The following is a 23,720-nucleotide window of genomic DNA, read 5'->3' as shown; positions in this document are numbered from 1 at the left end:
ACAACGGACTCAGGCCGACCGGCCCAAACGTTCTTCCAGAACCTCGAATGGCAGGCCCGGTTCGTCCTTGGCGCAACGGATAACAAGCGAGGTCTTGACGCTGGCGACATTCTCGGCCGCCGTCAGCTGCTGGGTGAGGAAGGTCTGGAAGGTCGAAAGATCGGGCGCCACGCATTTGAGGATGAAGTCGATCTCGCCGTTCAGCATGTGACATTCGCGCACCAGGGGCCAAGCGCGGCACTTCGCCTCGAAGGCGGCCAGATCGGGTTCCGCCTGGCTGTGCAACCGCACCATCGCAAAGACCTGAACCTCGAATCCCAGCTCCCTTGCGTTGATATCGGCATGATAGCCGCGGATATAACCCGCCTCTTCCAGCGTGCGGACCCGGCGCAGACAGGGTGGGGCGGAAATGCCCACCCGTTTGGCCAGTTCGACATTGGTCATCCGTCCGTCGGCCTGCAATTCGGCGAGGATCATCCTGTCGATCGGATCAAGCTTCGAACTGGCCATGTCTGCTCCTTGTTCTTGGCACGGAACTTACGGCGACATGCCGACCCGCGCAATAATATTTCCTGAACACCGCCCGATCCTGACGGTTGCGTCACCGCGACGGCAACAGGCAGGTGCCGGAGGGCCCCGCCGAATTTACCCTTCCCGTGCCGGGATGCCGCGCATATATCCGGCGCAATAGCAGAAGAGGGTTCGTCATGGCGGATACGCGACACACAAGGGTTTTGATCATCGGTTCGGGACCGGCCGGATATACCGCCGCCGTCTATGCTTCAAGGGCGATGCTCAAACCGATCCTCGTGCAGGGGATCCAGCCTGGCGGGCAGCTCACCATCACCACCGACGTCGAGAACTGGCCCGGTGATACCAGCGTGATGGGCCCGGACCTGATGGCACGGATGGAAACCCATGCCCGCGAAATGGGCGCCGAGATCGTGTCGGACCACATCTCTTCTGTTGATCTGTCGGTGCGGCCCTTCGTGGCGCAGTCCGACAGCGGCACCACCTATACCGCCGACGCGCTGATCCTTGCTACCGGTGCGCAGGCCAAGTGGCTGGGCCTTCCCTCCGAAGAAAAGTTCAAGGGCTTCGGCGTCTCGGCCTGCGCCACATGCGATGGCTTCTTCTATCGCGGAAAAGAAGTCGTGGTGATCGGCGGCGGCAACACGGCTGTGGAAGAGGCGCTCTTCCTGACCAATTTCGCCACCAAGGTGACGCTTGTTCATCGCCGTGATTCGCTGCGCGCCGAAAGGATCATGCAGGACCGTCTGTTCGCCCATCCGAAGGTCGAGGTTCTGTGGAACCACACCGTGGAAGAGGTGCTTGGCGACGAAAACCCTTTGGGTGTGACAGCAGTGCGTGCGAAGGATGTCATCACAGGCGTCACGCGTGACATTCCCTGCGCCGGCTTCTTCGTGGCAATCGGCCATGCGCCCGCCTCGGAACTGGTGCGCGATCAGCTGGAAACCCATCATGGCGGCTATGTGAAGGTCAAGCCGGGCACCACGGAAACCTCGGTCCCGGGGGTCTTCGCGGCCGGCGATCTGACCGACCACGTCTATCGCCAGGCGGTGACAAGCGCCGGCATGGGCTGCATGGCGGCACTGGATGCTGAACGCTTTCTGGCCGGACTGGCGGAATAAGGCCGGCATTTGCGGCAATTCTGCGCCAGTCTGGCGGTTTCCACCGCAAATCTGGCCCATCTCGCTTGAAAGCGGTGCGCAACTGCGTCTAAAGCGCCTGCTGAGGGCGGGCGCATCCCGCAGGTCATATCCGAGAGTATCATGTCAGCACCCAATCTTGTTCCGATTCCCGAGCTTTATGTTTCGTATGATTCAGCGCAGAAGCTGAAGGTTGAGGCTGGTGATCTTGTGTCCTGGGATCTGACGCCGCGTCAGGTGTGCGATCTGGAGCTTCTGATGAACGGCGGGTTTTATCCGCTCAAGGGGTTTCTGACCGAGGCGGATTATGACGGTGTGGTCGAGAACATGCGGCTGGCGGATGGCACGCTCTGGCCGATGCCGATCACGCTGGATGTGAACGAGGATTTCGCGGCGAAGGTCGAGCCCGGCCAGGACATCGCGCTGCGCGACCAGGAGGGCGTGATCCTTGCCATCCTGTCGGTGACCGACAAGTGGGAGCCGAACAAGGCGCGCGAGGCCGAGAAGGTCTTTGGCGCCGACGATCTGGCCCATCCGGCGGTGAACTACCTGCACCACACGGCGGGCAAGATCTATCTGGGCGGCCCGATCACCGGCATCCAGCAGCCGATCCACTATGATTTCAAGGCCCGCCGCGACACGCCGAACGAGTTGCGCGCCTATTTCCGCAAGCTGGGCTGGCGCCGCGTCGTGGCCTTCCAGACCCGCAACCCGCTGCACCGGGCGCATCAGGAACTGACCTTCCGCGCCGCGCGCGAGGCGCAGGCCAACCTGCTGATCCACCCGGTCGTCGGCATGACCAAGCCGGGCGACGTGGACCACTTCACCCGCGTGCGCTGTTATGAGGCGGTGCTGGACAAGTATCCGGCGGCGACCACCCACCTGTCGCTGCTGAACCTTGCGATGCGCATGGCCGGCCCGCGCGAGGCGCTGTGGCACTGCATCATCCGCAAGAACCACGGGCTGACGCATTTCATCGTCGGGCGCGACCATGCCGGCCCGGGCAAGAACAGCGCGGGCGAGGATTTCTACGATCCCTATGCCGCGCAGGACATGGTGCGCCAGTACCAGGACGAAGTCGGCATCGAGATGGTCGATTTCAAGCACATGGTCTATGTCGAGGAAAAGGCGCAGTATTATCCGGTGGATGAGGTGCCCGAAGGCTCGACCGTGCTGAACATCTCGGGCACCGAACTGCGCCGCCGCCTGCGCGAGGGGCTGGAGATCCCGGAATGGTTCTCCTTCCCCGAAGTGGTGAAGGAACTGCGCCGCACCTCGCCGCCGCGGGCGCAGCAGGGCTTTACGGTGTTCTTCACCGGCTTCTCGGGCTCGGGCAAATCCACCATCGCCAATGCGCTGATGGTCAAGCTGATGGAAATGGGCGGCCGCCCGGTGACGCTGCTGGACGGCGATGTGGTGCGCAAGCATCTGTCGTCGGAACTGGGCTTTTCCAAGGAACACCGCGACATCAACATCCGCCGCATCGGCTATGTCGCCTCCGAGATCACCAAGAACGGCGGCATCGCGATCTGCGCACCGATCGCCCCCTATACCGCGACCCGTCGCTCGGTGCGCGAGATGATCGAGGCCTATGGCGCCTTCGTCGAGGTCCATGTCGCAACCTCGATCGAGGAATGCGAGAAGCGCGACCGCAAAGGCCTCTACAAGCTGGCCCGCGAAGGCAAGATCAAGGAGTTCACCGGCATCTCCGACCCCTACGAGGAACCGGCAAACCCCGAACTCCGCCTCGACACCGCAGGCCTCGAAGTCGACCACTGCGCACACCAGGTCCTGCTCAAACTCGAAAGCATGGGCCTCATCAAGGCATGAAACGCAAAACGCCGCCGAAAAACGGCGGCGTTTGATACCCGATATGACGCCGCCGGAAACGGCGGCGTTCTGTTTTGCCCGACGTTCTGCGACGGGCTGAAGGAAAGCTCAGTGCGCGTTGACCGGCGCAAGATCATTCTGACGCGCAAGCGCAAAGGCCAGCCGGCGGTCGCGCACCAGCGCCAGGCGCTCGCCATTGGCACCATGCACGGCATAAAGCGTCGCGATGCCACTCGCCTGTTCGCGGATTTCCTGCGGCAGATCCGCCACTGCGATCGGGCGCACATAGACGATGCGATTGTCGGCGTCGGCGCCAAAGTCGAATTTCGTGTTCATGTCAGCCTTCCTTTCAGCCCCTGGAGATCCGGATCGTCTGCACCACGCTTTCTGGTGCCGCGCGTTTCAGATCGATGTGAAGCAGGCCATTTTCCATTGTGGCACCTGCCACCTCGACACCTTCGGCCAGAACGAAGGCGCGCTGGAACTGCCGCGCGGCAATGCCTCGGTGCAGGAAAACACGGTCTGCCCCGTCATCGCCCTGCCGCCCCCGGACCACAAGTTGCCGATCCTCCACGGTGATCGAGAGGTCTTCCTCGCGGAAACCGGCCAGCGCGAGCGTGATGCGATAGGCATGTTCGCCGCATTGCTCGATGTTGAAGGGCGGATAGCCGTCATTGCCGGATTTGGCGGTCCGTTCAACAAGGCGTTCCAGCTGATCGAAGCCCAGAAGGAAAGGATGGGCCGTAAAGGTCAGTTTCGTCATGTGGCAAGCCCTTGAAAAGCGACGTTGCAGAACGGCCCCGGAACCGGCGGCCTGACGTCAATATGGGAAGGAAAACGTCCTCCTGCAAGATCACCGCATCTTCCACGGCTTCCCCGAAAGCAGGAATGACGCTAAGGTAGTCGCCACGGACATAGCGACTCCCTGCCCGTCTGAACGAAGGCAAGCCATGAACGCCCCGATCGAAATGAACAGCGAAGAGGTTCTGCGCATCAAGCTTGAGGTGCTGCGCCGCGAACACCGCGATCTTGACGACGCAATTCACGCACTGGAAGGCGCCACGCGCCCCGATCAGCTGACGCTGCGCCGGCTCAAGAAACAGAAGCTTGCGCTCAAGGATCAGATCGCCCGGATCGAGGACATTCTGACCCCGGACATCATTGCCTAAGGCGGTGTCGCCGCTATAGTGCCCTTCCTGAAAACCGACCGACACAGGGCAGCATGGCAGAGATAAAGGTGGGGATCATCATGGGCAGCCAGTCGGACTGGCCCACGATGAAAGAGGCGGCGCTGGTTCTTGACGAACTTGGCATCACCCATGAGACGCGCATCGTTTCGGCACACCGCACGCCGGACCGGCTGTGGGACTATGGCCGCGCCGCGGCCGGGCGCGGGCTGCAGGTGATCATTGCCGGCGCGGGCGGGGCCGCACATCTGCCCGGCATGATGGCCTCGAAGACGCGCATCCCGGTGATCGGCGTTCCGGTTCAGACACGGGCGCTGTCCGGCGTGGACAGCCTTTACTCCATCGTTCAGATGCCCAAGGGCTATCCTGTCGCGACCATGGCCATAGGTGCCGCGGGCGCCGCGAACGGCGCCTTGCTGGCAGCCGGCATTCTTGCGCTGCAGGATCCTGCGCTGGCGGCCCGCCTCGATGCCTGGCGCGCGGCGCTCAGCGCCTCGATCCCCGAGGAGCCCGCCGATGACTGAGCTTGCTCCCGGCGCCACCATCGGCATTCTTGGCGGCGGCCAACTGGGCCGGATGCTGTCGGTCGCAGCCGCCCGCCTCGGTTTCCGCTGCCACATCTACGAGCCCGCCCCGCAGCCGCCCGCCGGCGATGTGGCGCATCGGGTCACGACGGCACCCTATGACGATACGGCGGCGCTGCACGCCTTTGCCGAATCGGTTGATGTCATCACCTACGAGTTCGAGAACATCCCCACCGCGGCGCTGGACCTGCTGGAAGCCCTGCGCCCCATCCGGCCGAACCGCCGCGCCCTTGCGATCAGCCAGGACCGTCAGAGCGAGAAGAGCTTTCTACAGGAACTGGGGCTGCGCACCGCGCCTTTCGCCGCCGTTGACGATGCCGAAGGGCTTCAGGCAGCACTTTCGGGCATCGGCACCCCCGCCATCCTCAAGACACGCCGCCTGGGTTATGACGGCAAGGGACAGGCGCGGATCATGGACCGGGACCAGGCCGCGGCGGCGCTTGAGGCAATGGCCGGCGCGCCGGCGATCCTTGAGGGGTTTGTTCGCTTCAGCCACGAGGTTTCGGTGATTGCCGCGCGGGGCCTGGGAGGCGACGTTGCCTGCTTCGATCCGGGCGAAAACGTCCACCGCGAGGGCATTCTGCACACCACCACCGTGCCCGCCCGGCTGACGGCGGCACAACGCACCGATGCCATCCTGCTTGCCGCACAGATCCTGAACGCGCTGGATTACGTCGGCGTCATGGGGGTAGAGCTGTTCGTGACCGATCAGGGCCTTGTCGTCAACGAAATCGCGCCGCGGGTCCACAACTCGGGCCACTGGACGCAGAACGGCTGCGCGGTCGATCAGTTCGAACAACACATCCGGGCGGTCGCGGGTTGGCCGCTGGCTGATGGCTCGCGCCATTCGGATGTCGAGATGCTGAACCTGATCGGTGACGACATCGCCCGCCTGCCGGATCTCGCCCGCGCGCCAGCCACCGCCATCCATCTTTATGGCAAGGGTGAGGCCAGGCCAGGCCGCAAGATGGGCCATGTGAACCGTATCATTCGTCCTGCGGCGCGCTGAAAACGCGGGCCACGGCCTCGGTCAAGGTCAGGTCGTGGTCGAAGCGTCCGTTGCGCAGAAACTCCAGAACCTGCGCAATGACCAGCGGATTGAGCATCATGAAGGTATGGGTGACGGGCAGCACGATGTGATCGTCCATCCCCTCGACCCGCGTACTCTCGACCGAGACCTTGCCATCATCCGGCCCCTCGATCATTGCCGAATAAAGCGGGTTGAGCGAGCGCTGCCCGGCGATGACACCCAGTTCGAACCGCACGGCGCCCAGCTGGTTCGGGATGCTGTCCTCGTCGGTGCCCAGTTCCAGCCCTGCCGGGCCATTGAGCCAGACAAAGGGATCGAGCGTGCCCAGCGTATCGACAAGCTCGGTGCCCTTGTTCGGCGGGGCCAGCATCACCACTCGGCCCATGTTCCTGGGTCGGTGATCCTCAAGCCAGTAGCGCAGGATCACGCCGCCCATCGAATGGGTCACGAAGTTGACCCGTTCCTCTCCGCATTGCGCGATCGCCTCGGGCACATAGGCCGCAAGATCCTCGATCGGCATCAGTGTGGATGGATAGCCGTCGTTCACGACATGATAGCCCTGTGCCGCAAGCGCCTCGGCCATAACGACCAGCGAGGCTTCGGTACGGGCAAGCCCATGCAACAGCACGATACATTCTGCCCGTGCAGGCTGGGGCAGCAACAAAAGCAGGAACAGGGCAAACCGGATCATGCCCCCTATCTAGGCGTGCTTTCGCGGCGCGACCAGCCCGGCACTGCATCCGCTGGCGCCCCGGAAGCACCAGGTTGATGATCGCCCGGCACCCGATCCGTCTTCGGCCTCCGCGCTTTCGGCCCGATGCCTCAGGCGCGGATGGTCTGTACGCTCTCGAATATCTCCAGCTCGGGCGGGCCGAGGTAGATGTTCGAATGGCCCCCCGCGCCTCGATGCGCCGCCCGGAACGCCTCGGACCGCGTCCAGTTCTCGAAGGCCTCCCTGTTTTCCCACAGCGTGTGCGAGGCATAAAGCACATGGTCCCCCTTGTCCGCGCCCTTCATCAGATGGAAGGCCACAAAACCCGGCACCTGCGGAAGCTGGCTGTCGCGGTTTTTCCAGATCGTCTCGAATGTTTCTTCCGCGCCGGGTTTGACCCGGAACCGGTTCATCGTCAGGTACATCGGCTGCCTCGTGTCAGACTGGGTGGCCCTGCGGTCGACGACCGCGGCCCGGGCTGGCAATCCGCGTCAGTTCAGGGCAACATCGGCCAAAGGTCAAGTCCCCACCGTGCCGCAGGGGGGCGCAGCAGAAAGGTGGCTTGATGAAACTCTTTGCCGGATTGGGCAATCCTGGACCGAAATACGCAGGCAACCGGCACAACATAGGCTTCATGGCCTTAGACCGGATTGCCGCCGATCACGGCTTCGGCCCCTGGCGCAACCGGTTTCAGGGTCTGGTCGCCGAAGGCCGGCTTGGCACTGAAAAGGTCGTTCTCCTGAAGCCCGAAACCTTCATGAACCTTTCCGGCCAGTCGGTGGGCGAGGCCTTGCGCTTCTACAAGCTGACCCCGGATGACCTGACTGTGTTTCATGACGAACTTGACCTTGCCCCCGGCAAGGTGCGGGTCAAGCAGGGCGGCGGCCATGCGGGCCATAACGGCCTGCGCTCGATCCACCAGCACCTGGGAGAAGGCTATTACCGCGTCCGGCTGGGTATCGGCCATCCGGGCCACAAGGATCGCGTCTCGGCCTATGTGCTGTCCGACTTTGCCAAGGCCGATCAGGACTGGCTTGACGATCTCTTGCGGGGGCTTTCGGATGGGGCTGCAGCCCTTGCGCGGGGGGATGCGGCCGGGTTCATGAATGCCGTGTCACTGCGCATGGCACCGCCGCGTTCCTCGACCACGTCAGCCCGACCCGGGGCCGCGACAAAGATGACTGTTCCGGCAGAGGCGGCCGCCGAGGGAAAGGTCCCTGACGCCGCGCCGCCTGCGTCGCCGCTGCAGCGCCTCATCGACAGGTTTCGCTGATGGCCCGTGCCCCCTCTCTGAACGTCCTCGGCGGCCCGCTTGAAAGCTGTTCGACCGATCCGATGACCGGCTTCTTCCGGACCGGCTGCTGCGATACCGGGCCGCAGGATACGGGCCGGCACACGGTCTGCGCCATCATGACGGCCGAGTTCCTGGCTCTGTCGAAATACCTCGGCAACGACCTCTCCACGCCGCGGCCCGAGTATCGATTTCCGGGGCTCAAGCCGGGAGATCAGTGGTGCCTCTGCGCCGCGCGTTTCCTGCAGGCGCACGAGGAAGGCGCCGCCCCGAAGGTGCGCCTCGGGGCCACCCACCTGCGAACCCTTGATATCGTGCCGCTCGAAATCCTCGAGCAGTACGCCGCGACCTGAGCCGCGCGTCAGCGCGGCCCGGCCCAACGGGATGAGGTGCGTCAGCACCGAAGACGGGCGGGAGCGCCCCGCCCCCGGCTAGGCCGTCAGATCAACGTTCAGTGCCTTGGCGACGGTAAAGATGTCCTTGTCGCCGCGCCCGCACATGTTCATCACGATCAGATGATCCTTCGGCAGCGTCGGTGCGATCTTGACCACATGCGCCAGAGCATGGCTCGGCTCCAATGCGGGGATGATCCCCTCCTGCTGGCAGCACAACTGAAAGGCAGCCAGCGCCTCGGCATCGGTGATCGAGACATATTCCGCGCGCCCGATGTCATGCAGCCAGGCATGTTCGGGCCCGATGCCCGGATAATCAAGGCCCGCAGAGATCGAATAGCCCTCAAGGATCTGCCCGTCGTCATCCTGCAGCAGGTAGGTGCGGTTGCCATGCAGCACGCCGGGCCGGCCTCCCGTCAGGCTGGCGCAGTGCTGCATCTTGTCGTCCACACCCTTGCCGCCCGCCTCGACACCGATGATCCGCACCTCCTTGTCGTCGAGGAAGGGAAAGAACAGCCCCATCGCGTTCGATCCGCCGCCGATCGCGGCGATGATCGTGTCGGGCAGCCGGCCCTCGCGCTCCAGCATCTGTTCCCGTGCTTCCTTGCCGATGATCGACTGGAAATCCCGCACCATCGCCGGATAGGGGTGCGGCCCGGCAACCGTGCCGATGCAATAGAACGTGTCATGCACATTGGTCACCCAGTCGCGCAGAGCGTCGTTCATCGCATCCTTCAGCGTGCCGCGCCCGGAGGTGACCGGGATCACTTCGGCGCCCAGCAGCTTCATGCGGAAGACGTTCGGCGCCTGCCGCTCCACATCATGCGCGCCCATGTAAACCACGCATTTCAATCCGAACCGCGCGCAGACGGTGGCCGTCGCCACACCGTGCTGGCCGGCCCCGGTTTCGGCGATGATCCGGGTCTTGCCCATCCGCCGCGCCAGCAGGATCTGGCCCAGCACGTTGTTGATCTTGTGCGCGCCGGTATGGTTCAACTCGTCCCGCTTCAGATAGATCTTGGCGCCGCCCAGATAATCGGTCAGCCGTTCCGCAAAATAAAGCGGGCTGGGCCGGCCGACATAGTGTTTCCACAGGTCGTCCATCTCGGCCCAGAAGCTGTCGTCGGTCTTGGCATGCTCATATTCCTCCTCAAGCGCGAGGATCAGTGGCATGAGCGTCTCGGAAACGAACCGGCCTCCGAAATTGCCAAAGCGGCCCTGTTCGTCCGGGCCGGTCATGAAGCTGTTCACCAGATCTTCGGCCATCTCATTCTCCCTGTGCTGCGCTGATGAAGCGCGCGATCATCTGTTCATCCTTCTTCCCCGGGGCGCGTTCCACACCCGAGGAGACATCCACCTGCCCTGCGCCCGTCAGCCGGACTGCCTCGGCCACGTTTGCGGCCGTCAGACCCCCTGCCAGCATCCAGGGTCGCGGCCACCGGCGCCCGGTCAGCAGCCGCCAGTCAAAGGTCAGCCCGTTCCCGCCCGGCAATTCCGAATGTCGCGGCGGCTTTGCATCGATCAGAACCTGGTCCGCCACAGCCATATAGGCGTCAAGCTGGCCAAGATCCCCCGCATCGGCAATTCCAACTGCTTTCATCACTGGAAGGCCATAGCGCCTCCGCACCGCTGCCACGCGTTCAGGTGCCTCGTGACCATGCAGTTGCAGCATGTCGATCGGCGCCTGCGCAAGGATTGCATCCAGCGCCGCGTCATCGGCATCGACCGTCAGCGCAACTTTCACCAGCCCCGGCGGCGCCGCAAGGCAAAGATCCCGCGCTTCGGCCGGTGACACGTTCCGCGGCGAGCGTTCGAAGAACACGAGGCCGAGATAGGCCGCCCCCGCTCGGGCCGCGGCCTCGATGTGGTCGGGGCGGGTCAGCCCGCAGATCTTGACGCGAATGTCCTGTGCCATGCGCCGGATCTAGCGTGCCCGCCGGTCATCCTCAAGGAGTGCGAGCACATCATCACGGGGTTCTGTCCCCTTTTCGCGGATCTGGCTCACTTCGGCCTCCAGCCGGCTCAGCCGTCGCTTGGCCTGTGTCGCCTCCGAGCGGATCCGGTACTCGCGCAGCCATTCCCAGATGAAACCGATCAGCAGGCCTGCGGCCACGCCGCCAAGGATGACCACAAACAGCGGCAGGTCCACCGTCCAGTTGTTGCGCGCCAGCCCCGCCAGATCGTCGGGCAACAGCCGCAACGTGACCGGGCCGCGATTTGCCAAGGCGACCGTGAGAAGCGCCAGCCCCAGCAGCGCGAGAACAACAATCTTGACGTATCTCATGTTTCGGCAGAGTCCTTGCCGTTAAGGCGATCGCGCAGAAGCTTGCCCGTCTTGAAGAACGGCACGCATTTTTCCTCGACATCAACCGCATCGCCGGTGCGAGGGTTCCGCCCCAGCCGCGCATCGCGCTTCTTGACCGAAAAGGCGCCGAAGCCGCGCAACTCCACCCGGTCGCCGCGGGCCATAGCCTCGATGATTTCCTCGAAGATCGTGTTCACGATCCGTTCGACGTCGCGTTGATAGAGATGCGGGTTTTCTTCGGCAATTTTCTGGATCAGTTCCGAACGGATCATGATGGCCCCCCGTGCGCGTCTTGGGACAAAGCGCTGCTTTGACAGACTATAGGCGGAAAACCCCACAGCACAAATGAAAAGCCATTGGAAAGACGGGAGAATCCTGAACCTTTGCCAATCAGGCATCCCGCCGCGGCCAAGATCGGCGAAACTTTGCCGGTCTGCCGCGCCCCCATGGGGCCACAAAGAAAAACGGCCCCGCCGAAGCGGGGCCGTTTCGTTACCGAAGCTGCCGGATCAGTTCCGGTCGCCCTTCAGTGCCGCGCCAAGGATATCCCCCAGCGATGCACCCGAATCGGACGAACCATACTGTTCCACGGCCTCTTTCTCTTCCGCGATCTCGCGTGCCTTGATCGACAGACCCAGACGGCGGGTCTTGGCATCAACGTTGGTCACGCGCACATCGACCTTGTCACCGACCTGGAAACGCTCGGGGCGCTGCTCCGAACGTTCGCGGCTCAGGTCGGAGCGGCGGATGAAGGACTTCATGCCGTTGTATTCGACCTCGATGCCGCCGTCCTCGATCGCGGTCACGTTCACCGTGATGATCGAGCCGCGCTTCACACCGTCAATGGCTTCCGAGAAGGTGTCTTCGCCCAGAGCCTTGATCGAGAGCGAGATACGCTCTTTCTCGACGTCAACCTCAAGCACTGCCGCCTGGACGACATCGCCCTTGCGATAGTTCTGGATGGCATCTTCGCCGCGCTGATCCCAGGACAGATCCGACAGGTGCACCATGCCGTCGATATCGTTGTCGAGGCCAACGAACAGACCGAATTCGGTGATGTTCTTGACTTCGCCTTCGATGGTCGAGCCGACCGGGTGGGTTTCGGCGAACACTTCCCACGGGTTGCGCATGGTCTGCTTGAGACCCAGCGACACGCGGCGCTTGGCGCTGTCGATTTCCAGCACCATGACGTCCACTTCCTGCGAGGTGGAGACGATCTTGCCGGGGTGCACGTTCTTCTTGGTCCAGGACATTTCCGAGACGTGAACCAGACCTTCGACACCGGCTTCCAGCTCGACGAACGCGCCGTAATCGGTGATGTTGGTCACGCGGCCCTTGTGAACGGTGCCCAGCGCATAGGTGCGCTCGACCGCATCCCACGGGTCTTCCTGCAGCTGCTTCATGCCGAGGCTGATACGGTGGGTGTCCTTGTTGATCTTGATGACCTGAACTTTCAGGGTCTCGCCGATCGACAGGATTTCCGACGGGTGGTTCACGCGGCGCCAGGCCATGTCGGTGACGTGCAGCAGGCCGTCAACGCCGCCCAGGTCAACGAAGGCACCATATTCGGTGATGTTCTTGACCACGCCGTCCACGACCATGCCCTCGGACAGCTTGCCGATGACTTCGGCGCGTTGTTCGGCACGCGATTCTTCCAGAATCGCCCGGCGCGAGACAACGATATTGCCGCGACGACGGTCCATCTTCAGGATCTGGAACGGCTGCTTCATGCCCATCAGCGGGCCCGCATCGCGCACGGGGCGCACATCGACCTGGCTGCCGGGAAGGAAGGCCACGGCGCCGCCGAGGTCAACCGTGAAGCCGCCCTTGACGCGACCGAAGATCGCGCCTTCGACACGCTCTTCTTTCTCGTAGGCTTTCTCGAGGCGATCCCAGGCTTCTTCACGGCGGGCTTTCTCGCGGCTGATGACCGCTTCGCCGCGCGCGTTCTCGACCCGGTCCAGGTAAACCTCGACCTCGTCGCCGACCGCGATCTCAGGGTTTTCGCCGGGATTTGCGAATTCTTTCAGATCGACGCGGCCTTCCATCTTGTAGCCGACATCGATGATGGCCTGGCCCGCCTCGATGGCGATGACCTTGCCCTTGACAACCGAACCTTCGTCCGGCGTGTCGATTTCGAAGCTTTCTTGCAGAAGGGCTTCGAATTCTTCCATGGTTGCTTTAGCGCACATGCGTCAGTCTATCCTTTTCAAGTGCTTTTCACTGGCCATGCGGTTGGCTCCGCCGGTCTTTGTTCCGTCTCGAAGGGCGCCATAGCTGACAAACACAACAGGGCCGTGGTTCAACCGCGACCCTGCCCCATCCGTCTTTTTATGGCTTCGCACGCCTTTTCGACTGCCGTGTCTATAGAGAGTTCTGTCGTGTCGATCAAGACCGCATCTGCCGCCGGCCGCAGCGGAGCCGTGGCGCGGGCAGTGTCACGGGCATCGCGGGCGCGCAGATCATCCAGCACCTGGGCTTCGGTGATCACGTCGCCCTGGGCGCGCAGTTCAAGCCAGCGGCGATGCGCGCGCACCTCGTCACTGGCGGTAACATACAGCTTCACCTCGGCATCCGGGCAGATGACGGTGCCGATATCGCGCCCGTCCAGGACCGCGCCCCCCGGCTGACGTGCGAAATCCTGCTGGAACCGGACCAGCGCGGCACGCACCTCGGGAATGGCTGCGACCTTGCTTGCCGCCTCGCCGGCGCCGGCGCTGCGCAGGTCACCCCGACCCAGATCCGCGGCCGAAAGCGTCTGTGCGGCCCGCACGGGGTCCCCGCCCTTTGCCCCCACGGCCCGGTAAAGCAATCCGGTGTCCAGATGTGCAAAGCCGAACCGCTCGGCCACGGCACGGCTGAGTGTTCCCTTTCCGGCAGCAGCGGGGCCGTCGATGGCGACAGTAAAGCTAGTCACGGTCAATATCGGCCCCCAGGCCGCGCATCAGCGGCTCGAACACCGGGAAGGACGTGGCGATCGGCCCGCCGTCGTCCACACGGATCGGCTGGCGCGCGGCAAGGCCAAGGCACAGGAAGCTCATGGCGATACGGTGATCCAGATGGCTGCGCACGGTGGCGCCGCCCGGAACGCCGCCCGCGCCAAGCCCATGCACGATCAGCAGGTCGTCATCCTCTTCGATCCGCACACCGCAGGCCTCGAGCCCCCGCGCCATGGCGTCGATGCGGTCGGATTCCTTGACCCGAAGCTCCTTCACCCCGCGCATCACCGTTGAACCTTCGGCTGTGGCGGCAAGCGCAGCCAGAACCGGATATTCATCAATCATGCTGGCGGCCCGTTCCGGCGGCACCTCGATCCCCTGAAGCGGCCCGAAGCGGACGCGCAGATCGGCAACCGGCTCTCCGCCCTCTTCGCGCGGGTTTTCAAAGCTGATGTCAGCACCCATTTCCACCAATGTCAGATAAAGACCATTTCGGGTAAGGTTCTGGCTGACCCCGGGCACGAAAATATCGGATTCCGGCACCATGAGCGCGGCGCAGACGGGGAATGCGGCCGAGCTTGGATCCCGCGGAACGGCCACCGTCTGCGGCCGCAGCTCGGGCTGGCCGGTCAGGGTGATGATCCGGCCCTCAGGTCCATCCTCGACGCTGACCTCGGCGCCAAAGCCACGCAGCATGCGTTCCGAATGGTCCCGCGTCGGCTCTTTCTCGATCACCACCGTCTGCCCTGGCGCGTTCAGCCCCGCCAGCAGCACCGCCGATTTGACCTGCGCCGAGGGCATCGGCGTGGTATAATGAATCGGAACGGGTGCCGCGGCCCCGACCAGCGTCATTGGCAGCCGCCCCCCGCTGCGCCCATGCGCCTGGGCACCAAAAAGTGCAAGAGGGTCCGTCACACGCCCCATCGGCCGCTTGTTGAGGCTCGCATCCCCGGTGAAGGTCGCGGTGATGGGGGTCGTCGCCATCGCGCCCATGATCAGCCGGACGCCAGTGCCCGAGTTGCCACAGTCGATTACCTGATCGGGTTCGGCAAAACCACCGACGCCGACACCATGCACCGACCAGCTTCCCGGCCCATGGCAGACCACTTCCGCTCCGAAGGCCCGCATCGCCTTGGCCGTGTCCAGAACATCCTGCCCTTCCAGCAGGCCGGCGATCCGGGTTTCACCGACGGCAAGCGCGCCCAGGATCAGCGCGCGATGCGAAATCGACTTGTCACCGGGAACCTCGGCCGTGCCGCGCAAGGGACCGGAGGCGCGGGCTGTCATCGGGATCGGTTCGCCGTGGCCGGACATGGGGCACCTTTCGCTGAGTGTCGGAGGCGTGATAGCGCAAGCGTCCGCCCCGGTCCAGCGTCAGAGCCTGCGGAAGGTCAGGTAGTGCGGCACGCGCCCCTCGCGCAGCGCTTTCTGTTCGTACCGGGTCGAAATCCAGTCGAACCACGGCTGATGGATGTCGCTTTCCACCCGCGCAAACCCGGCCTTCGGAACTTCGCGCAGTGCCTGCCGCACATAGTCGGGAATGTCGGTCGCGATCCGGAACAATGCGTCGGGTTTGAGAACGCGCGCCAGCGGAACAAGATGCTCGGGCGTGACAAAGCGGCGCCGGTGATGCCGCCGCTTGGGCCATGGGTCGGGATAAAGCAGAAAGGCGCGGCTCAGGCTCGCATCCGGAAGGACATCGAACAGGTCCCGCACATCACCGGGATGCACGCGCAGGTTCCGGACCCCCGCACGACGGATCTTGCCGAGCAACATCGCCACGCCGTTGATGAACGGCTCGCAGCCGATGATGCCCACGGCGGGGTGCAGCGCGGCCTGATGCACAAGATGCTCACCACCGCCAAAGCCGATTTCCAGCCAGAGATCGCGATCATCCCCGAATAGCGCCTTCGGGGCGATCGGCCGGCGCTCGGGGTTTTCCTCGCGCCGGATGCCCGGCGGGGCAAGCTCCGAAAGATCATTGGCAAGATAATCGCGCTGGCTCTCCTTCAGCGTCTTGCCATGCCGCCGGCCATAGAAATTGCGCCATCCCTCGGCGGTCTGATCGTCGCTGTGATCGCTGTCGGTCATGCTGCTGCCCTCGAAACCGGCGCGGGTTATGCTGAGGCGAGGGCGCAGGGTCAAGCCCCGCACCCCCCTTTTGGCCCTCAGATCGCCTTGCGCAGGGACTGAACCAGATCGGTTCTTTCCCAGCTGAACCCGCCATCCGCCTCGGGCGCGCGGCCGAAATGGCCATAGGCCGCCGTGCGTTGATAGATCGGACGGTTGAGGCTGAGGTGCTCCCGAATGCCACGAGGCGTCAGGTCCATCACCTGGGCCACGGCGCGCTCGATCTCGCTTTCGTGAACTTCGCCGGTGCCGTGAGTGTCGACATAGATCGACAGCGGCTTGGCCACGCCGATCGCATAGGACAGCTGCAAGGTGCAGCGCTGCGCCAACCCGGCCGCGACGACATTCTTGGCCAGATAGCGCGCGGCATAGGCTGCCGACCGGTCAACCTTGGTCGGATCCTTGCCCGAAAACGCGCCGCCCCCGTGCGGGGCCGCCCCGCCATAGGTGTCGACGATGATCTTGCGGCCGGTCAGGCCCGCATCCCCGTCCGGCCCGCCGATGACGAAAGTGCCGGTGGGGTTCACCCACCATTCGGTCCGTTCGGTCAGCCAGCCGTCGGGCAGGACCTCGCGGATATAGGGTTCGACGATCGCACGGATGTCGTCGCTGGTCTGGCTTTCATCCGCATGCTGGGTGGAAAGCACGAGCGACGTCACCTCGACCGGCTTGCCATCCTCATACCGCAGCGACAGCTGGCTCTTGGCATCGGGGCGCAGCGTCGGCTCGGCGCCGGATTTGCGCGCCTCGGCCAGACGGCGCAGAATCGCATGCGCATACTGGATTGGCGCCGGCATCAGATCGGGCGTTTCGTTCACGGCATATCCGAACATGATGCCTTGATCGCCCGCGCCGTCCTTTTCGACACCCTGCCAGATATGCGCCGATTGAGGATGCAGCATGTTCATCAGCCGCAGCGTGTTCCAGTGGAACTCTGTCTGCTCATAGCCGATGTCGCGCACGCAGTCGCGGGCGATGCTGTCGATCCGCCCCATGAACTCGGACAGGCGGTCCGGATTCGACAGGCCCACTTCGCCGCCCACGATCACGCAATTGGTCGTCGCGAACGTCTCGCATGCAACGCGTGCATTGGGTTCCTCTGTCAGAAAGGCATCGAGGATGGCGTCGGAAATGCGGTCGCAGACCTTGTCGGGGTGCCCCTCCGAAACCGACTCGGAGGTGAAGACGTAATTCTTGCGGCTCATGGGGAAGTGCTCCATTGGGTTAAACCACGCCACGCCAGGAAGCCGTTGTGACGGGTATCCGCTCAACTAGCCCGCCCGCAGCAGCGGGTCAACCAGAGTTGCGAAACCGGGTAAAGCCCAGCGCAACGAAGCTTGCCAGCAGCAGTAACCCTATTGGCAGATCGCCCAGCACCGCGTAGGGCGTTGGCGCAAGCGCCCCGGGCACTTCGGCGTCAATGAAGCCATGGCTGTCCAGCGGCAGCGACTGATGCAGCCGGCCCTTCGCGTCGATCACCCCCGAAACACCGGTATTGGCTGCCCGTATCAGCGGCAGGCCCTGTTCCACAGCGCGCAGTCGCGCCTGCGCAAGGTGCTGATAGGGGCCGACCAGCCGTCCGAACCAGGCGTCATTCGTGGCCTGCAGGATCCAGTCCGGCCGCTCTGGCGCCCGCAGATCCTGCGGAAAGACTGCCTCGTAGCAGATCAGCGGCAGCACCCGGCCCAAGGGCCCCAGATCCAGAACCGCGGGGCCGGGGCCGGCGGAATAGCCCTGCCCTTCGCGCGCGGCAAAACCACGCAGGCCAAAGCCATCCAGAAGGTCGCCGAAGGGCACATACTCGCCGAAGGGCACAAGGTGGTGCTTGTCATAAAGGGCCTGCACCCTTGCCTCCGGGTCGATCACCGCCAGGCTGTTGTAGAAGCGCCGCCCCTCGCGCCGCTGGATGCCCAGCGCAACCGGCACGCCGCCCGCTGCTTCGGCAATGATGTCGAGCCCCAGCTGATCTTCGAGCAGGAAATTCACCGCCGTTTCAGGCCAGAGAACCAGATCCGGCGCACCGCCTTCGCGCGCGGCCGACATCTCGAGCTGGCGCTGGAAGAACAGCGCCGCCATGTCGGGATCCCATTTCAGGTGCTGGGCCGCGTTGGGTTGAATGATGCGGACCGTCACCCCCTGCCCCGCCGGATCGGGTTCGGCGAGCCGCAAGAGACCGCCTCCCCAGGCCAGGCCCAGAAGCACCGCGGCGACCGGGAGCCCGCGGTGCAGCGACCGGATGGGAGCCGCGGCCACAAGGAGGGTGAAAAAGCTGAGCCCCGCCGGCCCCACATAGGCCGCCAGCTGCGCCACGGGCGTATCGATCCAGACATGTCCCAGCAGCGCCCAGGGGAAACCGGTCAAGGCATAGCCCCGCAGCAGATCGGCCGCCGTGAAGGCAAGGGCCAGCGCCACTGGCCCGCCCGCCCATGCCCCGAGGGCCGCCGCCCCGGCCCAGAACAGCCCCAGGCCAAGCGACAGGAACACCAGCGCGAAGGGCGCCATCCAGCCGTCGCGCGCCGCATCGACAAGGAACGGTTCCACGATCCAGAACATGGCGGCGGCAAAATAGGCCGTGCCGGCAACCCAACCCAGCCAGGCGGCCCGTGCCGCGCCGCCTGTCAACCTGTGGAGCAGAACCGAAAGCGCCGGCAGCGCCAACCACCAGAGCCCCCAGGGCGCCTGGCCCAAGGCCAGCGCCGCACCGCAGGCAGCGGCCAGTCCGGCCGGCGCAAGGCCGGGCCATGTCCGGGGCTTGCGCACGGTCAGCGCGCCGCAACCGCTTCGGGAAGGCGCACACGAAGGCGCTTGATCCGGCGCGGATCGGCATCGATCACCTCGAACTCGACACCGCTTTCGTGACGGATAACCTCGCCACGCGCGGGCACGCGGCCCGACAGGACAAAGACCAGCCCGCCCAGCGTATCGACTTCATCCTCGTCACCGCCCGCGACAAGGCTCAATCCGATCTCATGCTCGAATTCGTCAAGCGGCGCCCGGGACTGCGCGATATAGACACCAGGCTTTTCCAGCACCCACAGGCCGCCCTCGGCGGTGTCGTGTTCGTCGTCGATATCGCCGATCACCTGTTCGATCACATCCTCGATCGTGACCAGGCCATCGACCCCGCCATATTCGTCGATGACCAGCGCCATGTGGGTGCGTTCGCTCTGCATCTTCTGCAGCAGCACGGCAAGCGGCATCGAGGGCGGCACGAACAGGACCGGCCGCAACAGCCGCCGCAGTGTGAACCGGCCACCACTGCCGTTGAATCCGTGCTGAAGCGCGAAATCCTTGAGCAACACCAGCCCCAGCGGGTGATCCAGCGTATCGCGATAGACCGGAAGCCGGGAAAAACCGCTTTCGCGAAACACCTCGACCAGCTTGTCCCGGGTGATGTCTTCGGGGACGGCCGTGATCTCGACCTTGGGAACGGAAATATCCTCGACCCGAAGCCCGGCAAGGTTGTTCAATCCGGGCAAGGCCACGCCTCCGGCCCGCACAGACGGCGGCTCATCCGCCTCGTCCCCATCCGGTGGGGCAAGCGCACCCAGCAGGCGACCGAAAAAGCCCCGCCCGTTCTCTGCGCCATGTTCCTCATGATCCAGCGCGCCTTGCGCTGCCCTAGACCCGTCAGCAGATTCGCCCATCGTTCCTTTCCAACTTGTCGGGCATGTCGCCCGCATCCCCATATGGGTCACTCAGGCCCAATCCTGCAAGTATCCGGACCTCAAGCGCCTCCATCACCACGGCATCGCTGTCGCGGATGTGATCGAAACCCAACAGATGCAGCATACCATGCACAAGCAGATGGGTCACATGGGCGTCGAAGGCCTTCCCCTGTTCCTGCGCCTCGCGCTGGCAGGTGTCATAGGCGATGGCGACATCGCCCAGTTCCTGGGGCATGCTCGGATCACCCTGCGGCAGATCAGGCATTTCCCCTTCGGCGGCCGCACGATCCTCGGCCGGCCAGGAGAGGACATTGGTCGGCTGCGGCTTGCCGCGAAAGTCGGCGTTGAGCGCGGCGATCCGGTCATCATCGCAGCCCAGCAGGCTGATCTCGAACCCGGCGGGATCAAGACCCAACCCTGCGAGAGCCGCACGTCCCGCGCGTTCGGCCAGCGTCTCAAGCCCTGCCCGGTCCCATCGCGGGTCCTCGATCACCGTGTCAACCAGTTGAAAGCTCATCCTCGCGCTCATAGGCCTCGATGATCCGGGCGACAAGGGGGTGGCGCACCACATCGCGCGCGGTGAAGTAGTTGAAGGACACGCCCTTGACCCCTTTCAGGATGCGTTCGGCCTCGGCCAGCCCCGATGCGACCCCGCGCGGCAGATCGACCTGGGTGCGATCGCCGGTGATGACCATGCGCGACCCTTCGCCCAACCGCGTCAGGAACATCTTCATCTGCATCGAAGTGGCGTTCTGCGCCTCGTCCAGAACCACGAACGCATTGGACAGGGTGCGCCCGCGCATGAAGGCCAGCGGCGCGATCTCGATCCGCTTTTCCTCGAACAGCTTCTGAACCTGTTTCGAGGGCAGGAAGTCGTTCAGCGCGTCGTAGAGCGGCTGCATGTAGGGATCGACCTTTTCCTTCATGTCGCCGGGCAGAAAGCCAAGCCGCTCTCCGGCCTCGACCGCCGGACGCGACAGGATCATCCGGTCAACATGACCGCCGAGGAACATGGTCACCCCAACCGCGACCGCAAGATAGGTCTTGCCGGTGCCGGCCGGGCCGATGCCAAAGGCCATCTCGTTGGTGAAAAGCTCCTGCACATAGGCCTTCTGTGCCTCGGTGCGCGGCTCGATCACCTTCTTGCGGGTGCGCAGCTCGAACTTGCCGGCATTGAACATCTCAAGCTGTTCGCCGCCGGAAAGCGGCGCCGGAACCGTTCCCATGCGCAGGATGGCGTCGATATCGGCGGGTTCGAAGGGCCTGCCCTCTTCCAGTCGGGCATACAGCGCCTCGAGCACCATGGAGGCCTGCATCCGCGCCCCGTGATCGCCCATCACCGCAAGCCGGTTGCCGCGCCGATGGATGTTGACCCCGGTTTTCTGCTCGATCATCGCAAGGTTGCGGTCATATTCGCCGCACAGATCGATCAACAAACGGTTGTCTGCGAATTCCAGAAGCGTTTCCGTCGCGTCTTCTGGTCGGGGCGGGGGTGGCAGCGCGCTGATGCCCAAGAAAGACTCCTTTCAAGATGCCTGATTCAAAGGTGGTACCGCTGCGCCCCCAAGGCAAGAAAAGACTGCACGACGGCCGAACTTTGCCGCAAGCCGCACATCAATGCCACAGAGGGCCTCAGACCAGGCCAAGAACCTCGCCCGCAAGCGAGTTGGGACCCGAGGCGAGAATGCGCACCCGCGCGATATCGCCAATCGCCACCGCATCGCTGGTCACGTGAACCGCGTGCAGGTATTCGGATTTGCCGACCATCTGCCCGGCCATGCGACCCGGCTTTTCGAACAGCACCTTCACCTCGCGCCCCACCATTCCTGCCTGCGTCGCACGCTGCTGTTCGGTCAGCAGGGCCTGAAGCTGTTGCAGCCGCGCATCGGCCACATCGGGGGCAACGCCCGGTCGTTCCGCGGCAGGCGTGCCCGGGCGGGCCGAATACTTGAACGAATAGGCCTGTCCATAGCCCACGGCCCGCACCAGATCGAGCGTCGCCTCGAAATCCGCATCCGTTTCGCCCGGAAACCCGACGATGAAATCCCCCGACAGCAGGATATCGGGGCGGGCCGCGCGCAGCCGGTCGATCAGACGCAGATAATCGGCCGCGGTATGCTTGCGGTTCATTGCCTTCAGGATCCGGTCCGACCCGGATTGCACCGGAAGGTGCAGATAGGGCATCAGCTTGTCGCAATCCCCATGTGCGGCGATCAGGTCATCGTCCATGTCGTTGGGATGCGAGGTCGTGAAGCGGATCCGCGCCAGCCCATCGATGCGCGCAAGGTCCCGGATCAGCCGCGCAAGCGTCCAGGCCCCGTCCTGCGCCGCGCCGTGATAGGCGTTGACGTTCTGCCCCAGCAGCGTGATCTCGCGCACGCCGCGTTCCGCCAGGTCGCGTGCCTCGGACAGGATACGATCGACCGGGCGCGAGACTTCGGCCCCGCGTGTGTAGGGCACCACGCAGAAGGCGCAGAACTTGTCGCATCCTTCCTGAACCGTCAGGAAGGCCGTCGGCGCGCGGTTCGGCAAGGGGCGCCGGGGAAGGTGCTCGAACTTGTCCTCGGCCGGAAACTCCGTATCCAGCGCCTTCTGCCCGGCGCGCACCTGCGCCTCCATCGCCGGCAGCCGGTGATAGCTTTGCGGGCCCACGACCAGATCCACCACCGGGGCGCGGCGCATGATCTCCTCGCCCTCGGCCTGCGCGACACAGCCGGCGATGCCGATCTTGAGATCAGGGTTCAGATCCTTGAGCGGCTTGAGCCTGCCCAGTTCAGAATAGACTTTTTCCGACGCCTTTTCGCGAATATGACAGGTATTGAGCAGGATCATGTCCGCCGCTTCGGCGGTGTCGGTCATGACATAGCCCTGCGTGCCCAGGGCTTCGGCCATGCGCTCGCTGTCATAGACGTTCATCTGGCACCCGTAGGTCTTGATGAAGAGTTTCTTCGGCTCGGCCATGATCCCTCCATGCGCGCCCGGCAGGATCGCCGGGCCTTGCGCGTTCAGTCTCAGCGCCGCTCGTCTACAGAAAAGCCGAAGCACTCGCAACGCTTGCAATGCGGCAGGCGCTGCGCAAAGTTGGCGGCAGACATTCGAAGCGAGCTTGTATGATTTACAATAATCTGTCCGATTTCCTGACCCGCGGCAAGGCTTCGCTGGCCAAGGGGCCGGTCGCGATCATTTTCATCGAGGACATGACCGAGGTGGAATCGACCCTTCGGCACCATCGGACCCTTGGTTTTCCCACGCTGGCTGTCCTCAGCCCCTTCCCGCTTCCGGACCTGCCCGAACTTGCCCCCTGCCTGCATGAAATCCGTCATGATGTGCATCAGGAGGGCGCCGTTCCCCAGGCCGTCAACCGGATCAGCGAAGCTGCACCGGGCGTCTGGATGTACTACTGCTTCAACGCGGAATACCTGTTCTTTCCCTTCTGCGAGACGCGCAGCATCCGCGAGTTCGTCACCTTCCATGCCGAGGAACGGCGCGATGCGGTGCTTGCCTATGTGGTTGATCTTTACGCCGGCGATCTGGAGCGTTTTCCCAACGCGGTGGATCGTGACGGCGCGCTGATGGATCGGTCAGGCTATTTCGCGCTGGCGCGGACGGACCCTGACAACCACAACCATCCGAAGGAACGGCAGCTCGACTTCTTTGGCGGGCTGCGCTGGCGGTTCGAAGAACATGTGAACCCTGCCCGCCGCAAGATTGACCGCATCGCGATCTTCCGGGCGCAGAAAGGGCTGGAGCTGCGCGAGGATCACACCTTCAACATCGAGGAATACAACACCTACGCCTGCCCCTGGCACAACAACATGACAGCGGCAATCGCCTCGTTCCGGGCAGCGAAGGCACTGCGCACCAATCCCGGATCAGCCGCTGCGATCCGCGACTTCCGGTGGTACAAGTCCGTGCGCTTCGACTGGCATTCGCAACAGCTGATGGACCTAGGCCTGATGGAGCCGGGACAATGGTTCTGAAG

The 23,720-nt window shown here is 64.0% G+C and carries 27 protein-coding genes and 1 riboswitch; of the genes, 8 read left to right on the top strand and 19 right to left on the bottom strand.

Going from position 1 to position 23,720, the window contains the following annotated elements:
* Positions 1-9: 9 nt before the first annotated feature.
* Positions 10-510 carry an Lrp/AsnC family transcriptional regulator gene (locus tag ACFQXB_RS03205; protein ID WP_377398982.1) on the bottom strand — a complete coding sequence of 167 codons (501 nt, stop codon included), beginning with the start codon at positions 508-510 and terminating at the stop codon, positions 10-12.
* Between the two features lie 197 nt (positions 511-707).
* Between ACFQXB_RS03205 and trxB the strand changes: the two genes are divergently transcribed.
* On the top strand, positions 708-1,652 hold the full coding sequence (gene trxB / locus ACFQXB_RS03200) for a thioredoxin-disulfide reductase (protein WP_377398979.1): 945 nt from the start codon (positions 708-710) through the stop codon (positions 1,650-1,652).
* 141 nt (positions 1,653-1,793) lie between these two features.
* Positions 1,794-3,500: a bifunctional sulfate adenylyltransferase/adenylylsulfate kinase gene (locus ACFQXB_RS03195; protein ID WP_377398976.1), complete on the top strand. Its 1,707-nt coding sequence runs from the start codon at positions 1,794-1,796 to the stop codon at positions 3,498-3,500.
* A 108-nt stretch (positions 3,501-3,608) separates the two neighbouring features.
* On the opposite strand, the gene ACFQXB_RS03190 is transcribed toward ACFQXB_RS03195, so the two are convergent.
* Together ACFQXB_RS03190 and ACFQXB_RS03185 are read right to left on the bottom strand one after the other, a co-directional pair.
* The gene (locus ACFQXB_RS03190; protein WP_377398973.1) at positions 3,609-3,836 is read right to left on the bottom strand and encodes a DUF1150 family protein; all 228 of its coding nucleotides are present in this window, start codon (positions 3,834-3,836) and stop codon (positions 3,609-3,611) included.
* Positions 3,837-3,849: 13 nt separating this feature from the next.
* Positions 3,850-4,263 carry an Hsp20 family protein gene (locus ACFQXB_RS03185; RefSeq protein ID WP_377398970.1) on the bottom strand — a complete coding sequence of 138 codons (414 nt, stop codon included), beginning with the start codon at positions 4,261-4,263 and terminating at the stop codon, positions 3,850-3,852.
* A 187-nt stretch (positions 4,264-4,450) separates the two neighbouring features.
* On the opposite strand from ACFQXB_RS03185, the gene ACFQXB_RS03180 reads away from it, so the two are divergent.
* Genes ACFQXB_RS03180 through ACFQXB_RS03170 form a run of 3 tightly spaced genes read left to right on the top strand, consistent with a single transcriptional unit; the run spans position 4,451 to position 6,280 of the window.
* Complete coding sequence (locus tag ACFQXB_RS03180) at positions 4,451-4,669, top strand: YdcH family protein (protein WP_377398967.1); 219 nt, start codon at positions 4,451-4,453, stop codon at positions 4,667-4,669.
* 53 nt (positions 4,670-4,722) lie between these two features.
* Positions 4,723-5,211, top strand: coding sequence for a 5-(carboxyamino)imidazole ribonucleotide mutase (purE, locus tag ACFQXB_RS03175; RefSeq protein WP_377398964.1), 489 nt, complete (start codon positions 4,723-4,725; stop codon positions 5,209-5,211).
* Positions 5,204-6,280, top strand: a complete 1,077-nt coding sequence (locus tag ACFQXB_RS03170) for a 5-(carboxyamino)imidazole ribonucleotide synthase (RefSeq protein ID WP_377398961.1) — start codon at positions 5,204-5,206, stop codon at positions 6,278-6,280. Before purE ends, ACFQXB_RS03170 begins: the two co-directional genes overlap by 8 nt.
* Here the strand turns inward: ACFQXB_RS03170 and ACFQXB_RS03165 are convergent.
* Positions 6,258-6,992 carry an esterase/lipase family protein gene (locus ACFQXB_RS03165; RefSeq protein WP_377398958.1) on the bottom strand — a complete coding sequence of 245 codons (735 nt, stop codon included), beginning with the start codon at positions 6,990-6,992 and terminating at the stop codon, positions 6,258-6,260. The genes ACFQXB_RS03170 and ACFQXB_RS03165 overlap by 23 nt on opposite strands.
* 131 nt (positions 6,993-7,123) lie before the next feature.
* Complete coding sequence (locus ACFQXB_RS03160; RefSeq protein ID WP_377398955.1) at positions 7,124-7,438, bottom strand: antibiotic biosynthesis monooxygenase family protein; 315 nt, start codon at positions 7,436-7,438, stop codon at positions 7,124-7,126.
* A 140-nt stretch (positions 7,439-7,578) separates the two neighbouring features.
* On the opposite strand from ACFQXB_RS03160, the gene pth reads away from it, so the two are divergent.
* Positions 7,579-8,286 carry an aminoacyl-tRNA hydrolase gene (gene pth, locus ACFQXB_RS03155; protein WP_377398952.1) on the top strand — a complete coding sequence of 236 codons (708 nt, stop codon included), beginning with the start codon at positions 7,579-7,581 and terminating at the stop codon, positions 8,284-8,286.
* Positions 8,286-8,657 (top strand): DUF2237 family protein, encoded by a 372-nt coding sequence (locus ACFQXB_RS03150; RefSeq protein WP_377398949.1) that lies wholly within the window; start codon positions 8,286-8,288, stop codon positions 8,655-8,657. The genes pth and ACFQXB_RS03150 overlap by 1 nt, the downstream gene beginning before the upstream one ends.
* A 78-nt stretch (positions 8,658-8,735) precedes the next feature.
* Here the strand turns inward: ACFQXB_RS03150 and trpB are convergent, their stop codons facing one another.
* The 14 genes from trpB to miaB form a co-directional block, all read right to left on the bottom strand.
* Positions 8,736-9,962 carry a tryptophan synthase subunit beta gene (gene trpB / locus ACFQXB_RS03145; RefSeq protein ID WP_377398946.1) on the bottom strand — a complete coding sequence of 409 codons (1,227 nt, stop codon included), beginning with the start codon at positions 9,960-9,962 and terminating at the stop codon, positions 8,736-8,738.
* A gap of 1 nt (position 9,963) precedes the next feature.
* Entirely contained in the window at positions 9,964-10,611 is a 648-nt protein-coding gene (locus ACFQXB_RS03140; protein ID WP_377398943.1) for a phosphoribosylanthranilate isomerase, read from the bottom strand.
* 9 nt (positions 10,612-10,620) lie between these two features.
* Positions 10,621-10,980, bottom strand: a complete 360-nt coding sequence (locus tag ACFQXB_RS03135; RefSeq protein ID WP_377398940.1) for a LapA family protein — start codon at positions 10,978-10,980, stop codon at positions 10,621-10,623.
* Positions 10,977-11,273 (bottom strand): integration host factor subunit beta, encoded by a 297-nt coding sequence (gene ihfB / locus ACFQXB_RS03130; protein WP_377398937.1) that lies wholly within the window; start codon positions 11,271-11,273, stop codon positions 10,977-10,979. Before ihfB ends, ACFQXB_RS03135 begins: the two co-directional genes overlap by 4 nt.
* A gap of 237 nt (positions 11,274-11,510) precedes the next feature.
* Positions 11,511-13,193 (bottom strand): 30S ribosomal protein S1, encoded by a 1,683-nt coding sequence (rpsA, locus tag ACFQXB_RS03125; RefSeq protein WP_377398934.1) that lies wholly within the window; start codon positions 13,191-13,193, stop codon positions 11,511-11,513.
* Between the two features lie 110 nt (positions 13,194-13,303).
* On the bottom strand, positions 13,304-13,918 hold the full coding sequence (locus ACFQXB_RS03120; RefSeq protein WP_377398931.1) for a (d)CMP kinase: 615 nt from the start codon (positions 13,916-13,918) through the stop codon (positions 13,304-13,306).
* Positions 13,911-15,254 (bottom strand): 3-phosphoshikimate 1-carboxyvinyltransferase, encoded by a 1,344-nt coding sequence (gene aroA, locus ACFQXB_RS03115; RefSeq protein WP_377398928.1) that lies wholly within the window; start codon positions 15,252-15,254, stop codon positions 13,911-13,913. Before aroA ends, ACFQXB_RS03120 begins: the two co-directional genes overlap by 8 nt.
* Positions 15,255-15,314: 60 nt before the next feature.
* Positions 15,315-16,031 carry a tRNA (guanine(46)-N(7))-methyltransferase TrmB gene (gene trmB, locus ACFQXB_RS03110; protein WP_377398925.1) on the bottom strand — a complete coding sequence of 239 codons (717 nt, stop codon included), beginning with the start codon at positions 16,029-16,031 and terminating at the stop codon, positions 15,315-15,317.
* 77 nt (positions 16,032-16,108) lie between these two features.
* Complete coding sequence (gene metK / locus ACFQXB_RS03105) at positions 16,109-17,275, bottom strand: methionine adenosyltransferase (protein WP_377398921.1); 1,167 nt, start codon at positions 17,273-17,275, stop codon at positions 16,109-16,111.
* Positions 17,276-17,282: 7 nt separating this feature from the next.
* A riboswitch (SAM-SAH riboswitch) is annotated at positions 17,283-17,332 on the bottom strand.
* 31 nt (positions 17,333-17,363) lie between these two features.
* Complete coding sequence (lnt, locus tag ACFQXB_RS03100) at positions 17,364-18,830, bottom strand: apolipoprotein N-acyltransferase (protein WP_377398918.1); 1,467 nt, start codon at positions 18,828-18,830, stop codon at positions 17,364-17,366.
* 2 nt (positions 18,831-18,832) lie between these two features.
* Complete coding sequence (locus tag ACFQXB_RS03095) at positions 18,833-19,717, bottom strand: hemolysin family protein (protein WP_377398915.1); 885 nt, start codon at positions 19,715-19,717, stop codon at positions 18,833-18,835.
* Positions 19,701-20,255: an rRNA maturation RNase YbeY gene (ybeY, locus tag ACFQXB_RS03090; RefSeq protein ID WP_377398912.1), complete on the bottom strand. Its 555-nt coding sequence runs from the start codon at positions 20,253-20,255 to the stop codon at positions 19,701-19,703. Before ybeY ends, ACFQXB_RS03095 begins: the two co-directional genes overlap by 17 nt.
* Positions 20,236-21,252, bottom strand: coding sequence for a PhoH family protein (locus ACFQXB_RS03085; RefSeq protein WP_377398909.1), 1,017 nt, complete (start codon positions 21,250-21,252; stop codon positions 20,236-20,238). Before ACFQXB_RS03085 ends, ybeY begins: the two co-directional genes overlap by 20 nt.
* Before the next feature lie 118 nt (positions 21,253-21,370).
* On the bottom strand, positions 21,371-22,699 hold the full coding sequence (gene miaB, locus ACFQXB_RS03080; protein ID WP_377398906.1) for a tRNA (N6-isopentenyl adenosine(37)-C2)-methylthiotransferase MiaB: 1,329 nt from the start codon (positions 22,697-22,699) through the stop codon (positions 21,371-21,373).
* A 149-nt stretch (positions 22,700-22,848) separates the two neighbouring features.
* Between miaB and ACFQXB_RS03075 the strand changes: the two genes are divergently transcribed.
* Positions 22,849-23,718, top strand: a complete 870-nt coding sequence (locus tag ACFQXB_RS03075; RefSeq protein WP_377398903.1) for a hypothetical protein — start codon at positions 22,849-22,851, stop codon at positions 23,716-23,718.
* Positions 23,719-23,720 lie beyond the last annotated feature (2 nt).

The organism is Halodurantibacterium daqingense (assembly GCF_042666235.1).
In the GTDB taxonomy this organism is placed as follows: Bacteria; Pseudomonadota; Alphaproteobacteria; order Rhodobacterales; family Rhodobacteraceae; genus Halodurantibacterium; species Halodurantibacterium daqingensis.
The sequence above is the reverse complement of the archived record's forward strand: the minus strand, read 5'-3'. Positions and strand labels throughout refer to the sequence as shown.